Annotated in this window: 14 protein-coding genes; 9 read left to right on the top strand and 5 right to left on the bottom strand. The window is 61.1% G+C overall.

Going from position 1 to position 14,014, the window contains the following annotated elements:
* Positions 1-79 precede the first annotated feature (79 nt).
* Together ACP7EW_RS26910 and ACP7EW_RS26915 are read left to right on the top strand one after the other, a co-directional pair.
* Positions 80-508 (top strand): DUF4160 domain-containing protein, encoded by a 429-nt coding sequence (locus ACP7EW_RS26910; protein ID WP_426221066.1) that lies wholly within the window; start codon positions 80-82, stop codon positions 506-508.
* Positions 505-975 (top strand): DUF2442 domain-containing protein, encoded by a 471-nt coding sequence (locus tag ACP7EW_RS26915; RefSeq protein ID WP_426221067.1) that lies wholly within the window; start codon positions 505-507, stop codon positions 973-975. The genes ACP7EW_RS26910 and ACP7EW_RS26915 overlap by 4 nt, the downstream gene beginning before the upstream one ends.
* Here ACP7EW_RS26915 and trmA read toward each other — a convergent pair.
* Both trmA and ACP7EW_RS26925 read right to left on the bottom strand, forming a co-directional pair.
* On the bottom strand, positions 958-2,037 hold the full coding sequence (gene trmA, locus ACP7EW_RS26920) for a tRNA (uridine(54)-C5)-methyltransferase TrmA (protein WP_426221069.1): 1,080 nt from the start codon (positions 2,035-2,037) through the stop codon (positions 958-960). The two genes, ACP7EW_RS26915 and trmA, sit on opposite strands and share 18 nt — an antisense overlap.
* Positions 2,034-3,329, bottom strand: a complete 1,296-nt coding sequence (locus tag ACP7EW_RS26925; RefSeq protein WP_426221070.1) for an NCS2 family permease — start codon at positions 3,327-3,329, stop codon at positions 2,034-2,036. The genes trmA and ACP7EW_RS26925 overlap by 4 nt, the downstream gene beginning before the upstream one ends.
* A gap of 173 nt (positions 3,330-3,502) precedes the next feature.
* On the opposite strand from ACP7EW_RS26925, the gene ACP7EW_RS26930 reads away from it, so the two are divergent.
* The 4 genes from ACP7EW_RS26930 (at position 3,503) to ACP7EW_RS26945 (ending at position 7,719) form a co-directional block, all read left to right on the top strand.
* Entirely contained in the window at positions 3,503-3,949 is a 447-nt protein-coding gene (locus ACP7EW_RS26930; RefSeq protein WP_269132080.1) for a DUF4879 domain-containing protein, read from the top strand.
* Between the two features lie 97 nt (positions 3,950-4,046).
* The gene (locus tag ACP7EW_RS26935) at positions 4,047-4,553 is read left to right on the top strand and encodes a (2Fe-2S)-binding protein (RefSeq protein WP_426221072.1); all 507 of its coding nucleotides are present in this window, start codon (positions 4,047-4,049) and stop codon (positions 4,551-4,553) included.
* On the top strand, positions 4,550-5,539 hold the full coding sequence (locus ACP7EW_RS26940; RefSeq protein WP_426129977.1) for an FAD binding domain-containing protein: 990 nt from the start codon (positions 4,550-4,552) through the stop codon (positions 5,537-5,539). The genes ACP7EW_RS26935 and ACP7EW_RS26940 overlap by 4 nt, the downstream gene beginning before the upstream one ends.
* A complete protein-coding gene (locus ACP7EW_RS26945; RefSeq protein ID WP_426221073.1) occupies positions 5,536-7,719 on the top strand; it encodes a xanthine dehydrogenase family protein molybdopterin-binding subunit in 2,184 nt (727 codons plus the stop codon). The genes ACP7EW_RS26940 and ACP7EW_RS26945 overlap by 4 nt, the downstream gene beginning before the upstream one ends.
* Here the strand turns inward: ACP7EW_RS26945 and ACP7EW_RS26950 are convergent.
* Entirely contained in the window at positions 7,716-8,957 is a 1,242-nt protein-coding gene (locus ACP7EW_RS26950) for an MFS transporter (RefSeq protein ID WP_426221075.1), read from the bottom strand. The genes ACP7EW_RS26945 and ACP7EW_RS26950 overlap by 4 nt on opposite strands.
* A 318-nt stretch (positions 8,958-9,275) precedes the next feature.
* On the opposite strand from ACP7EW_RS26950, the gene ACP7EW_RS26955 reads away from it, so the two are divergent.
* From ACP7EW_RS26955 to ACP7EW_RS26965, 3 genes are read left to right on the top strand one after another with little or no spacing between them, the layout of a single operon-like run.
* Entirely contained in the window at positions 9,276-10,715 is a 1,440-nt protein-coding gene (locus ACP7EW_RS26955; RefSeq protein WP_426221077.1) for a cytochrome ubiquinol oxidase subunit I, read from the top strand.
* A gap of 1 nt (position 10,716) precedes the next feature.
* A complete protein-coding gene (cydB, locus tag ACP7EW_RS26960; RefSeq protein ID WP_015885994.1) occupies positions 10,717-11,724 on the top strand; it encodes a cytochrome d ubiquinol oxidase subunit II in 1,008 nt (335 codons plus the stop codon).
* Positions 11,725-11,736: 12 nt separating this feature from the next.
* Positions 11,737-11,904, top strand: a complete 168-nt coding sequence (locus ACP7EW_RS26965) for a DUF2474 domain-containing protein (protein ID WP_010206690.1) — start codon at positions 11,737-11,739, stop codon at positions 11,902-11,904.
* A 68-nt stretch (positions 11,905-11,972) separates the two neighbouring features.
* On the opposite strand, the gene ACP7EW_RS26970 is transcribed toward ACP7EW_RS26965, so the two are convergent.
* Positions 11,973-13,097 carry a methyltransferase gene (locus ACP7EW_RS26970; RefSeq protein ID WP_426221079.1) on the bottom strand — a complete coding sequence of 375 codons (1,125 nt, stop codon included), beginning with the start codon at positions 13,095-13,097 and terminating at the stop codon, positions 11,973-11,975.
* Between the two features lie 159 nt (positions 13,098-13,256).
* The gene (locus tag ACP7EW_RS26975; protein WP_426221080.1) at positions 13,257-13,967 is read right to left on the bottom strand and encodes a helix-turn-helix transcriptional regulator; all 711 of its coding nucleotides are present in this window, start codon (positions 13,965-13,967) and stop codon (positions 13,257-13,259) included.
* Positions 13,968-14,014 lie beyond the last annotated feature (47 nt).

A 14,014-nucleotide genomic window follows, 5' to 3' on the forward strand; every position in this document is an offset into this window, starting at 1 on the left:
CTTTGGGAAATGGAGCCGGTTGTCGGGTGACAAGGGAAAATTGTTACTTGGCGGAAAATAACCTAACGGATGGGTTACGATGCGAGTAGGCACTTACAAAGGCTATGTGATTTCGGTGTTTATCAGGGATGAGCATTGCCCGCCCCATGTGCATGTGCGGGGGCACGAATGGGATGCGCGTTTTCGATTCAGCTTTCTGCATGGGGAGGTGGAGTTGTGGGACGTAGAGCCTGAGCGGTGGCAGCCACCCATGGCGGTTTTGAAAGAGATACGCGGGGCGATCATGCAGCGCCATTACCTTGCGCGGGCACGCAGGATCTGGTGGGAGTACCTGCAAACGGTCTGCCTGGAGAATCATTCCTGGGATTGGGAGGCTCGCGAAGTGTTGCCTGGGCTGATCATTCAGCCGGGTGTTTATGTGATCGCGCGTGCCCGGCACGATGTCGTGGGGCAGAAAACCATTTTGAATCTGGTCAGAGCGCCGGGTTTCGTGGAGATTGAACTATGAAGCAAATCGTAAAAGCCAAAGCTGTACCCTATAAACCGCTCACTGAGGCCGACGTCGAAAAGGCGATAGCCCGAGGGCGCAAGACACGGCATCTTTATGCCCGCGCCAGCTCTGTGCGTTATGAAGACAACTGCATTTCCATCGGCTTCAGCGACGGCAGTCGCGTAGTACTGCCGGTGGCTGGTCTGCCCGAGTTCGCGGGGTTTTCCCTGGAGGACTTTGCGCAACTGGAAGTCGGCTTTGGCGGCAAGGCGCTGTGCTGTGAGGCCCGGGACCTGGACGTTTCAGTCACGGGCCTGATCGCCACCAGCAAACCGCTGATGGACCTGGCCACCAGCCTGGTGGCCTCGCGCAACGGCCGCAAAAGCAGCGCCGCCAAAGCCGCCGCCGCCCGTGCCAATGGCAAGAAGGGCGGGCGGCCGCGCAAGAAGGAACCGGAAGACGTTGAGTTACCGCCGGGTCAATAACACCCCGGACTCCATATGGTGGGTCCACGGGAACTGGTCAAACATCGCACACTGGGTGATCTTGTGCGTGTCATGCAGTTGCGCAATGTTCGCCGCCAAGGTCTCCGGGTTGCAGGAGATGTACAGGATGTTATCGAAGCGCCGGGTCAATTCGCAGGTGTCCGGGTCCATGCCGGCGCGCGGCGGGTCGACGAAGACGCTGCCGAATTCATAGCTTTTCAGGTCGATGCCGTGCAGGCGACGGAACGGACGCACTTCGTTCAGCGCTTCAGTGAGTTCTTCGGCTGACAGGCGCACCAGGGTGACGTTGTCCACCGCGTTTTCATCGAGGTTGCTCAGGGCTGCATTCACCGAGGTCTTGCTGATTTCGGTAGCCAGGACTTTGCGAACACGCGTAGCCAGGGGCAGGGTGAAGTTGCCGTTGCCGCAATACAGCTCCAGCAGATCATCCGGGCGATCACCCAGGGCTTCATAAGCCCAGTTGAGCATCTTCTGGTTCACCGTGCCGTTGGGTTGGGTGAAGGCGCCTTCGGGTTGGCGATAGCTGAAGGTGCGGCCGCCGACGTCGAGTTTTTCCACCACGTAGTCGTGGCCGATTACATCGCGCTTGCCCTTGGAGCGGCCGATGATGCTGACATTCAAGTCAGCCGCCAGTTGGTTAGCGGCGGTGTGCCAATGCTCGTCCAGCGGGCGGTGATAGCACAGGGTGATCATCGCGTCGCCGGCCAGGGTGGTGAGGAACTCCACTTGGAACAGCTTGTGGCTCAGGGCGGCGCTGGCTTGCCAGGCGGCCTTGAGTTGCGGCATCAACTGGTTGATACGCAGGCTGGCGATGGGAAATTCTTCGATCAGGATCGGCGTGCGCTTGTCGTCCTGGGAGAACATCGCGTAGTGGCGCTCACCGCCCTCGCGCCACAGGCGGAACTCCGCGCGCAGGCGGAAGTGCTGCAGCGGCGAGTCGAAGACCTGCGGCTCTGGCGCGTCGAACGGGGCCAGCAGGTCACGCAAACGCGTGACCTTGTCTTGCAGTTGAGCGGTGTAGCTTGCGGCGTCAAAAGTCATGCGTTGAACCAGCCCAGCTTGATCACAAACAGAATCGACAGAATCACCAGTGCCGGGTTCAGCTCACGGTAGCGGCCCGAAAGCAGCTTGATGGCGGTCCAGGCGATGAAACCGAAGGCGATGCCGTTGGCGATGGAATAGGTGAAAGGCATCGCCAGGGCGGTGATCACCACCGGCGCTGCAACAGTGATGTCGTCCCAGTCGATTTCGGCCAGGCCCTGGGTCATCAACACCGCCACGAACAGCAGTGCCGGCGCAGTGGCGAAGGCCGGTACGCTGGCGGCCAGCGGCGAGAAGAACAGGGCCAGCAGGAACAGGATCGCGACCACGATGGCGGTCAAGCCGGTGCGGCCACCGGCGCTCACGCCCGCAGCCGATTCAATGTAGCTGGTGGTGGTCGAAGTCCCCAGCAGCGAGCCGGCCATGGCGGCGGTACTGTCGGCGATCAGCGCACGGCCCATTTTCGGCATGTGACCGTCCTTGCCCATCAGGCCGGCACGCTTGGCCACGCCGATCAGGGTGCCGGAGTTGTCGAACAGGTCAACGAACAGGAAGGCGAAGATCACGCTGACCAGGCCGATGTCCAGCGCGCCCTTGATATCCAGCTGCAGAAAGGTCGGTGCCAGGGAAGGCGGCATCGAGACAACGCCGCCGAAGGGGGTGACGCCCAGCAGGATCGAGACGATGGTCACCGCCAGGATGCCGATCAGTACGGCACCGCGCACCGCCAGGGCTTCCAGGGCGACGATCAGGATAAAGCCAAACGTAGCCAGGATCGGCGCGGGCTTTTTCAGGTCGCCCAGGCCCACCAGGGTGTTGGGGTTGCCGACCACGATGCCGGCGTTGTGCAGGGCGATCAACGCCAGGAACAGGCCGATACCGGCGGCAATCGCCGAACGCAGCGGCAGTGGGATGGCGTTGATGATCCATTCACGAATACGGAAGATCGACAGCAGGAAAAACAGCACCGCCGAGATAAACACCGCACCCAGCGCCACCTGCCAGGTGTGGCCCATGTGCAGGACCACGGTGTAGGTAAAGAAGGCGTTGAGGCCCATGCCCGGCGCGAGGGCGATCGGGTAGTTGGCGATCAGGCCCATTACGGTCGAACCAATGGCGGCCGCCAGGCAGGTCGCGACGAACACCGCGCCCTTGTCCATGCCGGTCTCGCCTAGGATGCTCGGGTTCACGAACAGAATGTAGGCCATGGCCAGGAATGTCGTGATACCCGCGAGGATCTCGGTGCGCACGTTGGTGTTGTGTGCGTTGAGTTGAAACAGCTTTTCCAGCATGCCTGCTCCCTGTGACGCTCTGTGGCGTCGTGATTTGTTGACCTCTAAGTCAAAGCACAAACTGCGCCAAGCGCCTGTGGTTTCAGAGAGGATCGGAAAAAGCGGCGCATCATACCAGCAGCCGAGGCCTTGAGGCATACTGCGCCGACGTTTAAACCAAGGTCATTTGCAGCATGAAAAACGCCAACCCGTGGAGTCTAGCCCTGATCCCCTGTATCAGCCTGTTGCTCGGCGCAGCACCGGCCTGGGGCGCGGCTGCACCGCCGTTGAGCGAAGTGCGGGTGTTCCAGGTCGAGTCGGCAGCGTGTAAGGAAAGCATCCCCGAGCGCGCGCAGAGCACACAGATGTGTACGCACCGTGGGCCTACCAAGGTTTCCGTCATGGAGGTGGGCCTGGGTAACAACCCCATGGGTCGCTTCGATGGCGCCGAATTGAATGGGCAACGCACGGCGGTTTGTCAGGTCGGCAACATCAGCGAAGTGTGCAACGGCGTGGGCACACTGATGGGCTACATCTATGTGTTTGACCTGAATGTCGAGGCCCAAGGCTGGTTCCAGTACAGCAATTCCTCGATCAACCCGCCGCAAAACACCCTGACCACGCAGCTCAATATCCGCTGATCAATCAGCTTGAACGCTCAATACCCTGGGAAGTCGTACCCCTTAAGACGGCGACTTCCCTGAACGCCGCGGACGTACACCAACCCGTGAGGTGTTTATGAGCGCGACCCCCAATGGCGCGACGGCCCAGCCGTTCGTCAGCCACTCGATACGCCTGCGCCTCAACGGCCAGGACCGCCAACTTGATGTGTTGCCCTGGACCACGCTGCTTGACCTGTTGCGCGAACAGCTCGACCTGGTCGGCAGCAAAAAAGGCTGCGACCACGGCCAATGCGGCGCCTGCACGGTGCTGCGCGACGGCAAGCGCATCAATGCCTGCCTGACCCTGGCGGTGATGTGCGACGGTGCCGAGCTGACCACCATCGAAGGCCTTGCCGACGGCGACCAACTGCACCCGATGCAGCAAGCCTTCATCACACACGACGCCTTCCAATGCGGTTACTGCACACCTGGCCAGATTTGTTCGGCGGTTGGCCTGGCCAATGAAGGCCGTGCGCACGATACCGCCCAGATCCAAGAGCTGATGAGCGGCAACCTGTGTCGCTGCGGCGCCTACAGCAATATCCGCGATGCCATTGAAGACGTCGTGGGAGGTGAGCGATGAATCCCTTCCACTACAGCAAGCCGGCCGATGTGCAGGAAGCGGTGCACCTGAGCAGCGCCGCCTCGCGGTTTATCGCGGGTGGCACCAACCTGCTGGACCTGATGAAAGAAAACATCAGCCGCCCGGAGCATCTCATCGACATCACGGGACTGCCGTTAAATGAGGTTCAGGCAACCGCCGAGGGCGGACTGCTGATCGGCGCCCTGGTGAGCAACGCCGACCTGGCCTGGCACCCGCTGATCGAACAGCGTTACCCGCTGCTGTCCCAGGCCATCCTCGCTGGCGCCTCGCCGCAGCTGCGCAATATGGCCAGTACCGGCGGCAATCTGTTGCAGCGCACCCGTTGTTACTACTTTTATGACGCCACTGTGCCGTGCAATAAGCGCGAGCCCGGCAGCGGCTGCCCGGCACGCACGGGGTTGAATCGCATTCATGCCATCCTCGGCGCCAGTGAACAGTGCGTCGCGACTCATCCTTCCGACATGTGCGTGGCGCTGGCAGCGCTGGACGCGCGAGTGCATGTGGAAGGTCGTGCAGGCGCTCGTGTTATCGAGTTTGCCGACTTCCACCGTCTGCCCGGCGATGCGCCGCAGCGTGACAACCAATTGGCTGACGATGAGCTGATCACCGCCATCGAACTGCCCGCCGACAACCTGGCGAGCCACAGCAACTACCTGAAAATCCGCGACCGCGCCTCCTACGCGTTCGCCTTGGTGTCCGTTGCTGCTGCCCTTGAATTGGACGGCGAGCGCATCGTCGACGCGCGCCTGGCCCTGGGTGGCGTGGCCCATAAACCCTGGCGTGATCGTGCCGTGGAAGCGGCGCTCATTGGCCAGCTCGTCAGCCGCGAAACCTTCAGCCACGCCGCCGACGCGCTGCTGCAAGACGCCGAACCCCTGGAACACAACGGCTTCAAGATCAAGCTGGCACGCCGGGGGATTATTCGTGCCCTGAGTGATGCGGCCGTCGCAGGAGAACGCCCATGACCGCTATCGGCAAACCCTTGGACCGGGTTGACGGTCTGCTCAAGGTCACAGGTAAAGCGCGTTATGCCGGTGAGTTTCCCGAGGACGGCCTGCTGCATGGCAGCGTGGTGTCCAGTACCGTCGCCAAAGGCCGTGTGTTGCACATCGATGCTTCCAAGGCACTGGCCCTGCCGGGCGTGGTGGCGGTGATCCATCACCTCAATCGCCCCAAAATTGCCAGCTATGATGACGCTTTCCAGGACGCCGACGCCGCCGACGGCTCGCCGTTTCGTCCGCTCTACAACGATCGCGTGCTGTACAGCGGCCAGCCACTGGCCCTGGTGATCGCCGACAACCTTGAACTGGCGCGGCATGCCGGTTCACTGGTGGACATCGAGTACGAAACCGAAGCCTTCGAAACCGACTTGGTGGCCCTGCAGGATCAGGCCCACGCCTCGCCGCAAACCCCGCCCGAACCGCGTGGCAACTTCCAGGCCGAATGGACCGCTGCCGCCGTCAGCCTGGATGTGCACTACAGCACGCCCATCGAACACCACAACCCGATGGAGCCCCACGCCAGCACGGTGCTGTATCAGCCGGACGGCACCCTGCATATCCATGACAAGACCCAGGGCCCGCAGAACTGCCAGGCCTACGTGCAAAAAGTCTTCGGCCTGGATAAAAGCCAGGTGCGCATCTTCGCCGCGTTTGTTGGCGGCGCGTTTGGTTCCGGCCTGCGCCCGCAGTACCAATTGCCGCTGGCCGTGATGGCCTCGTTGGCGCTCAAGCGTTCGGTGCGGGTCACGCTGACGCGCCAGCAGATGTTCACGTTTGGCTATCGCCCGCGCACCTTGCAGCGCCTGCAACTCGGCGCCGCCGCCAACGGGCGCTTGCTGGCATTGGGGCACACCGCCATTGGCCAGACGTCGCGTTTCGAAGACTTCAGCGAACACGTCGTGGAATGGAGCGGCATGCTCTACCACTGCGACAACGTGCAGCTTACTTATAAGTTGGTGCCCTTGGACGTGTTCACGCCGCTGGACATGCGTGCGCCCGGCGCAGCCCTCGGCGTGATCGGCCTGGAGTGCGCCATGGATGAACTGGCCTGCGCACTGGGTATGGACCCGGTACAACTGCGGCTGATCAACTACGCCGAACGCAACCAGAACGAAGACAAGCCCTGGTCGAGCAAAGCCCTGCGCGAGTGTTACCGCGAAGGCGCCGAGCGTTTTGGCTGGAGCCAGCGCAACCCGGAACCGCGCAGCATGCGCGACGGCCGCCAGTTGATCGGCTGGGGCATGGCCGGCGGCGTGTGGGAAGCCATGCAGATGAAGGCCAGCGCCAAGGCGCGCATCGATGCGCAAGGCAAGCTGACCGTCAGCAGCGCCACCACCGATATCGGCACCGGGACTTACACGGTGATGACCCAGATCGCGGCCCAGGCCAGTGGTGTGGCGGTCGAAGACGTGGCATTTCTGCTGGGTGATTCATCATTGCCCACCGCGCCGTTGCAGGGCGGTTCATTCACCGTGTCCTCCGTCGGCACTGCCGTGCAGCAAGCCTGCGAGGCGTTGAATGCCAAACTGCTGACCATCGCACGGCAGACTTACCCGGTGTTCAAGGACGCCGAAACCGTGCGCTTCGAAGAGGGCCAATTGCATACCGGCGACGTGAGTGTGTCGCTGGCACAGTTGGTCAAGGACAGCGGCGAAGGCGCCTTGGAAGTGCAGGTCGACAGTGAGCCCGACAAAAAGCGTGAGGGCTACAGCACGGCCACCCACTCAGCTGTCTTCGTCGAAGTGCAGGTGGATGAAGACCTGGGCACCATCAAGGTCCGCCGGGTGGTCAGCGCGATTGCCGCCGGGCGAGTGGTCAACCCGAAGATGGCCCGCAGCCAGATCCTCGGCGGGGTGGTGTGGGGCATCGGCATGGCATTGCATGAAGAAACCCAGATCGACCATCAGTGGGGGCGCTACATGAACCATAGCCTCGCGGAGTACCACATTCCGGTTAACGCCGATATTGGCGACATTGATGTGGTGTTTGTCGAAGAACACGACGAGATCGTCAACGCCCTGGGGTCCAAGGGCGTCGGTGAGATTGGTATCGTCGGGGTCGCAGCGGCGGTGGCCAATGCGATTTATCACGCCACCGGCAAGCGGGTGCGGGAGTTTCCCATCACCCTCGACAAGGTGCTCTAGACCTTCGCTTGTTCTTCCACGGGCACATGCATGCGGTCACGGTTGGCCAGGGTCGGGAACAGCTTGATCCAGACCCCGGTCACCACCAGCGTACCGATCCCGCCCATGACCACGGCGGGCACGGTGCCGAACCAGTGGGCGGTAATCCCGGATTCGAACTCGCCCAACTGGTTGGACGCGCCGATAAACAGGCCGTTGACCGCACTGACCCGCCCGCGCATTTCATCCGGCGTCTCCAACTGCACGAAGGACGCGCGGATCACCATGCTGATCATGTCCGCCGCGCCCAGCACCACCAGCACCGCCAGTGAGAACCAGAACGAAGTCGACAGGCCGAAGGCGATGGTCGCCACGCCGAACACGCCGACGGCGGTGAACATCACACGGCCCACATGGCGGTCCACCGAAAACCGCGCCAGCCACAGCGACATCAACAACGCGCCCACCGCCGGGGCCGAACGCAGCAGGCCCAGGCCCCAGGCGCCGGTCAACAGGATGTCTTTGGCAAACACCGGCAGCAACGCGGTGGCGCCGCCCAGCAGCACGGCGAACAGGTCAAGGGAGATGGCGCCGAGGATGTCCGGGCGGCTGCGGATGAAGCGGATGCCGGCGAGCAGGGAGTCCAGGGTCGCTTTGCCTTTGTTGAGTGGCGTCTGGCGGGCGGGCAAATTCAGGGTCAGCACGCAGGCGATAAGGTACAGCACCACCGTGGGGCCATAGACCCACACGCTGCCAAACGCGTAGAGCAATCCGCCGAGGGCCGGGGCGACGATGGTTGCCAGTTGCTGGGCCGACTGCGACGAGGCCACCGCTCGCGGGAATAAAAGGCTGGGGACGATGCTGGGCAGCATCGCCTGGGTGGTCGGCATTTCAAACGAACGCGCGGCACCGAGCAGGAAGGCGAGGATGAAGATCATCTCGCGGGTCACATTGCCGGTCAGCCCGCCGATGGCCAGGCTTAGGGCGATCAACGCCTGCACAGTCTGGCAGATGGCGGCGACCTTGCGCCGTTCATAGCGGTCGGCCACATGCCCGGTGTGCAGCATGAACAATACACGCGGCACGAATTCCACCAGGCCGACCAGGCCCAGGTCCAGCACATTGCCGGTCAGTTGGTAGAGGTTCCAACCGATGGCCACGGTAAGCATCTGAAAGCCGCTGGCGGTGAAGATGCGCGCCAGCCAGAACGCGATGAAAGGGCGGTGGTGACGCAACAGCAACGCGGGTTCACTAGGCATCGGGGGTTCAGGTCAGGGGCGGAGGGAACGCCGAGATTATCATCAAGTTGTAACAGATAGTTGCAAGAACTGATCTGAGGCAGTCTGTCACGCGGCAAAAGACCACGCCGTCCTACATCGAAAATGGGACTACTCTTTCAGCAATGCTTGATCCAGATCAATGTCCGCCCGGACATCGGCCTGGCGGCCTCAGGGCCAGATTCCCTACGCAGTGGGTTAAAAAAAGAAACGAATTCAAATTCGCCAGACTCCATATCCGTGGGGGCAGTGGGTGCAGGCTCCCGCCAGCAGCCGGTATTACCTGACAGAGGAAGACTTATGTTCGGTTTGGAGGCGCTAGATCTCGCCCGAATTCAATTTGCATTCACCATCTCTTTCCACATCCTGTTCCCGGCGATCACCATCGGCCTGGCCAGTTACCTCGCGGTGCTGGAAGGTTTGTGGCTCAAGACGCACAACGACACCTACCGTGACCTCTACCATTTCTGGTCGAAGATCTTTGCCGTCAACTTCGGCATGGGCGTGGTCTCCGGGTTGGTCATGGCCTACCAGTTCGGCACCAACTGGAGCCGCTTCTCGGACTTCGCCGGCGCCGTCACCGGGCCGCTTCTGACGTACGAAGTGCTCACGGCTTTCTTCCTTGAGGCCGGTTTCCTGGGCGTGATGCTGTTCGGCTGGAACAAGGTGGGGCGCAACCTGCACTTCTTCTCCACCGTGATGGTGGCTGTGGGCACCTTGATTTCCACGTTCTGGATCCTCTCGTCCAACAGCTGGATGCAGACGCCCCAGGGTTTTGAAATCATTGATGGCCGCGTGATCCCGACCGATTGGTTCGCCGTGGTCTTCAACCCCTCGTTCCCTTATCGCCTGGCGCACATGGCCACGGCGGCGTTCGTAGCGACTGCGTTCTTCGTCGGCTCCTCGGCGGCCTGGCACTTGCTGCGCGGCAAGGACAACCCGGCGATCCGCAAAATGCTCTCTATGGCGATGTGGATGGCGCTGATCGTCGCGCCTATCCAGGCGGTGATCGGTGACTTCCACGGCCTGAATACCTTGAAGCACCAACCGGCGAAAATCGCCGCAATTGAAGGCCACTGGGAAAACATCGGCAACGAACCGACGCCGTTGATCCTGTTCGGCTGGCCAGACATGAAAGAGGAAAGGACCAAGTACGCCGTCGAGATCCCGTACCTGGGCAGCCTGATCCTCACCCACTCCCTGGACAAACAGGTGCCGGCGCTCAAGGAGTTCCCGCCTGAGGACCGCCCCAACTCCACCATCGTGTTCTGGTCGTTCCGGGTCATGGTCGGCCTCGGTTTCCTGATGATCTTCACCGGCCTGTTCAGCCTCTGGCTACGCCGGGGCGACAAGATGTACACGTCCAAACCGTTCCTCTACCTGGCATTGTGGATGGGCCCGTCCGGCTTGGTCGCGATTCTTGCCGGCTGGTTCACCACCGAGATCGGCCGTCAGCCGTGGGTGGTCTACGGCTTGATGCGCACGGCGGATGCGTCTTCCGGGCATAGCCTGGCGCAGATGACCATCACCCTGGTGCTGTTCGTGGTGGTGTACTTCGCGCTGTTTGGTGCGGGTCTTGGCTACATGATGCGTTTGGTGCGCAAAGGCCCTGTGGCCCATGACGTGACCGAACCTACCCACGGTGGCCCTGGCCAGAAACGCACGCCGGCTCGTCCGTTGTCCGCTGCCGATGATGGCACCGACAACGAACACGACGACATCCAGCACAAGGGGAATTGAGATGGGTATTGATCTTCCGCTGATCTGGGCCGTGATCATCATCTTCGGCATCATGATGTACGTGGTCATGGACGGCTTCGACCTGGGTATCGGCATCCTGTTTCCGTTTATCCCCGGCAAGACCGACCGTGACGTGATGATGAACACCGTGGCCCCGGTCTGGGACGGCAACGAAACCTGGCTGGTACTGGGCGGCGCGGCGTTGTTTGGCGCATTCCCGCTGGCCTATTCGGTGGTGTTGTCGGCGCTGTACCTGCCGCTGATCCTGATGCTGATCGGGCTGATCTTCCGTGGCGTGGCGTTCGAGTTCCGCTTCAAGGCCAAGGACCACAAGCGTCACCTGTGGGACAAGGCGTTTATCGGCGGCTCGTTGGCAGCGACGTTCTTCCAGGGCGTGGCACTGGGGGCATTTATCGACGGCATTCCGGTGGTGAATCGCCAGTTTGCCGGGGGTTCACTGGACTGGGCCACGCCGTTCACGATGTTCTGCGGTGTGGCGTTGATCGTGGCCTATGCGCTGCTCGGCTGCACCTGGCTGATCATGAAGACCGAAGGCCCGTTGCAGGAAAAGATGCACAACCTGGCGCGGCCATTGGCCTTTGTGGTGCTGGCGGTGATCGGCATCGTGAGCATCTGGACGCCATTGACGCACCCGGAAATCGCCTCGCGGTGGTTCACCCTGCCGAACCTGTTCTGGTTCCTGCCGGTGCCGATCCTGGTATTGGTGACGATGTACGGGCTGATCCGCGCGGTGGCACGTAATGCGCACTACACGCCGTTCCTGCTGACGCTGGTGCTGATTTTCCTGGGCTACAGTGGTTTGGGCATCAGCCTGTGGCCGAACATCATCCCGCCGTCCGTGTCGATCTGGGACGCCGCCGCGCCGCCACAAAGCCAGGGCTTCATGCTGGTCGGCACCCTGTTCATCATCCCGTTCATCCTGGGCTACACCTTCTGGAGCTACTACGTGTTCCGCGGCAAGGTCACCCACGAAGACGGTTATCACTAGGAGGGTCGTTCCATGTCCGGCAAACCTTCGTTGCACGAGATCGAGCAGGCCGAGAAGCAGCCGTTATGGCGGCGTCTGGGGTGGCTGGCGATGATCTGGACCGGCAGTGTGCTGGCCCTGTTCGTCGTGGCCAGCCTGATGCGCATGTTCATGAATGCGGCAGGCCTGACCACCCACTGACATCCCATCCCGTTGCCTTGCTGTACGGTTTTTTGGCCCTGCCTCTCTTCGGAGTGGCGGGGCTTTTTTTATTTGCGCGCTTTGAGGATCACGAATTTAGGCGTGGTGGCGACTTGCTCGACACCCCGGAACAAACGCGCCAGCTTAGTGTGATATCCCAAGTGGCGATTGCCGACAATATAAAGGGCGCCGCCGACCACCAGCGCTTCCCGTGCCTGTTGGAACATGCGCCAGGCGAGGAAGTCACCGACCACCTGTTGTTGATGGAAGGGCGGGTTGCACAGCACCACGTCCAGCGAACCCGGCTCCTGGCCAGCCAGGCCATCGGCGGCACGCACGATGACGTCGCGATCACCGAGGGTGGCTTGCCAGTTTTCGGCCGCCGATTGCACGGCCATATAGGATTCGTCCACCAGGGTGTAATGTGCTTCGGGGTTTTGCAGGGCACTGGCAATCGCCAAGACACCATTGCCACAGCCCAGGTCCGCGACACGGGCGTTGCCCAGGTTTTTCGGCAGGTGGGGCAGGAACGCACGGGTGCCGATGTCCAGGCTTTCGCGGCAGAACACGTTGGCGTGGTTCAGCAGTTCGATCGCCGGCGTGTCCAGGGTGTAGCGGGTGGGGTAGGGCGAAATGGCTGCGGGGCGGTCTTCAACAGTGGCGATCAGCAGTCGTGCTTTTTTCACTGCGAGCGACGCCTGCATCGGTCCGATATAGCGTTCCAGCAACTCGCCTGCCGCCCGTGGCAGATGCTTGATCATTGCCCCGGCGATGACTTGGGCTCCTGGCGCGAGTTGGCCTTGCAGGCGGATGAGTTGTTCTTCCAGCAGCGCTAGGGTTTTAGGCACGCGGATCAACACACAGTCGAAAGGGCCTGCCGGAACCTGGCTGGCGGGGATGAATGCCACTGCATCAAACGCCTTGCCGTTACGTACCAGGTTCTTCTCCAGGCCCTGGGCAGCCAGGAACGAGTCACCGCTGGACGTGACCTGCACCTGTCCCTCAAGGCTGGCGGCCAGAGCGCCGAAGCTGTCATTGAGCACCAGCACGCGGGTTGCCTTCGTCGGTTTCTGTTCCGCCAGATGATTGAGCAAGTATTCGTCTGCGGCATCGAAGGCTTGCAGCGGATCGTTATGTTGCTCTGGCTGGCGGATCAGATCGAGCTGGGCGAAGGGGCTTTCGAGCAGGGGCATGGCGGGGGAGGCTCTGGGTAAACGATGGGTGCCCGGCAGTCAGGGGCCGAACAGTCTGAGTGAACTGCGGGCAGCGCCCTGGGGGCTGCTCAACACTCAGAATTGGCCGTAAATGTTACGGTTTTTTCAGAATGATTACATGCGGTGTTTCTTGGGCGGCTAAATAAAACCTTGTTCCGAGGCAACGAGCACGGCAGCTATCTTGTTGTTGACGCCCAATTTTCTAAGGCAACTGCAGACATGAAAACCTACCGTACGTTCGGATAAACAAAGGATGGCGGCGATGTCCGCCGCGGTTTTGCCCTTGCCTGACCACATGAGGATTTCCGTTTCCCGCGGGGTCAGTTTGCTGGCAGGGTTAGTCGTGGGTTGGCCAGCATACTTGTGTGCCAGAACCGCATGCATGGCATGACAGAGCCATAACATCAGGCCGGCTTTTTCATACAGTTCTTCCGGGCTGACTTCGCGCTTGCCACGGCTCAGGGTCAACATACTGAACACCCCTCGGAAATCATGGACAGTGATAGTCAACGCCATGTGTACACCTAAGGTTTGAGCCAACGACCAAAGGCTTGGTACGTCTTTAAATGTTTCCTCCTTCCAGACGATGGGTAATACGCTCCCCATGCATTGCTTAACAACGGGGTCAACATTGAAGAAACTCGCCTGGTCATACAGGGTTTTCCATTCATTTGGGTAGTTGGTGAATTCAATCGGCTTGGCTTGGTTTTTAGGTAGGTTGGAGCTCATCTTGAAGGAGCAGTAGTGGAAGCCGAGCTCATACGTTTTATTGATCACCATTTCAAAAACGCTGTTGACCTCGTCCTCGCCTTCCAGTTTGGGGAGCCGTGTATTGCGCCAGTTAATCATTGGTAACTCTCCATGGGCTTCTTTGTGTCTTGGGGTACGTCCTACAG

The organism is Pseudomonas sp. DWRC2-2 (genome assembly GCF_049897885.1).
Lineage (GTDB): Bacteria > Pseudomonadota > Gammaproteobacteria > Pseudomonadales > Pseudomonadaceae > Aquipseudomonas > Aquipseudomonas azotoformans_A.

What these genes read in the sequence shown, in the direction of transcription:
- ACP7EW_RS26910 (WP_426221066.1), top strand. Translation starts at nt 80, where the DNA reads ATGCGAGTAGGCACTTACAAAGGCTATGTGATTTCGGTGTTTATCAGG.
- ACP7EW_RS26915 (WP_426221067.1), top strand. Translation starts at nt 505, where the DNA reads ATGAAGCAAATCGTAAAAGCCAAAGCTGTACCCTATAAACCGCTCACT.
- trmA (WP_426221069.1), bottom strand. Translation starts at nt 2,037, where the DNA reads ATGACTTTTGACGCCGCAAGCTACACCGCTCAACTGCAAGACAAGGTC.
- ACP7EW_RS26925 (WP_426221070.1), bottom strand. Translation starts at nt 3,329, where the DNA reads ATGCTGGAAAAGCTGTTTCAACTCAACGCACACAACACCAACGTGCGC.
- ACP7EW_RS26930 (WP_269132080.1), top strand. Translation starts at nt 3,503, where the DNA reads ATGAAAAACGCCAACCCGTGGAGTCTAGCCCTGATCCCCTGTATCAGC.
- ACP7EW_RS26935 (WP_426221072.1), top strand. Translation starts at nt 4,047, where the DNA reads ATGAGCGCGACCCCCAATGGCGCGACGGCCCAGCCGTTCGTCAGCCAC.
- ACP7EW_RS26940 (WP_426129977.1), top strand. Translation starts at nt 4,550, where the DNA reads ATGAATCCCTTCCACTACAGCAAGCCGGCCGATGTGCAGGAAGCGGTG.
- ACP7EW_RS26945 (WP_426221073.1), top strand. Translation starts at nt 5,536, where the DNA reads ATGACCGCTATCGGCAAACCCTTGGACCGGGTTGACGGTCTGCTCAAG.
- ACP7EW_RS26950 (WP_426221075.1), bottom strand. Translation starts at nt 8,957, where the DNA reads ATGCCTAGTGAACCCGCGTTGCTGTTGCGTCACCACCGCCCTTTCATC.
- ACP7EW_RS26955 (WP_426221077.1), top strand. Translation starts at nt 9,276, where the DNA reads ATGTTCGGTTTGGAGGCGCTAGATCTCGCCCGAATTCAATTTGCATTC.
- cydB (WP_015885994.1), top strand. Translation starts at nt 10,717, where the DNA reads ATGGGTATTGATCTTCCGCTGATCTGGGCCGTGATCATCATCTTCGGC.
- ACP7EW_RS26965 (WP_010206690.1), top strand. Translation starts at nt 11,737, where the DNA reads ATGTCCGGCAAACCTTCGTTGCACGAGATCGAGCAGGCCGAGAAGCAG.
- ACP7EW_RS26970 (WP_426221079.1), bottom strand. Translation starts at nt 13,097, where the DNA reads ATGCCCCTGCTCGAAAGCCCCTTCGCCCAGCTCGATCTGATCCGCCAG.
- ACP7EW_RS26975 (WP_426221080.1), bottom strand. Translation starts at nt 13,967, where the DNA reads ATGATTAACTGGCGCAATACACGGCTCCCCAAACTGGAAGGCGAGGAC.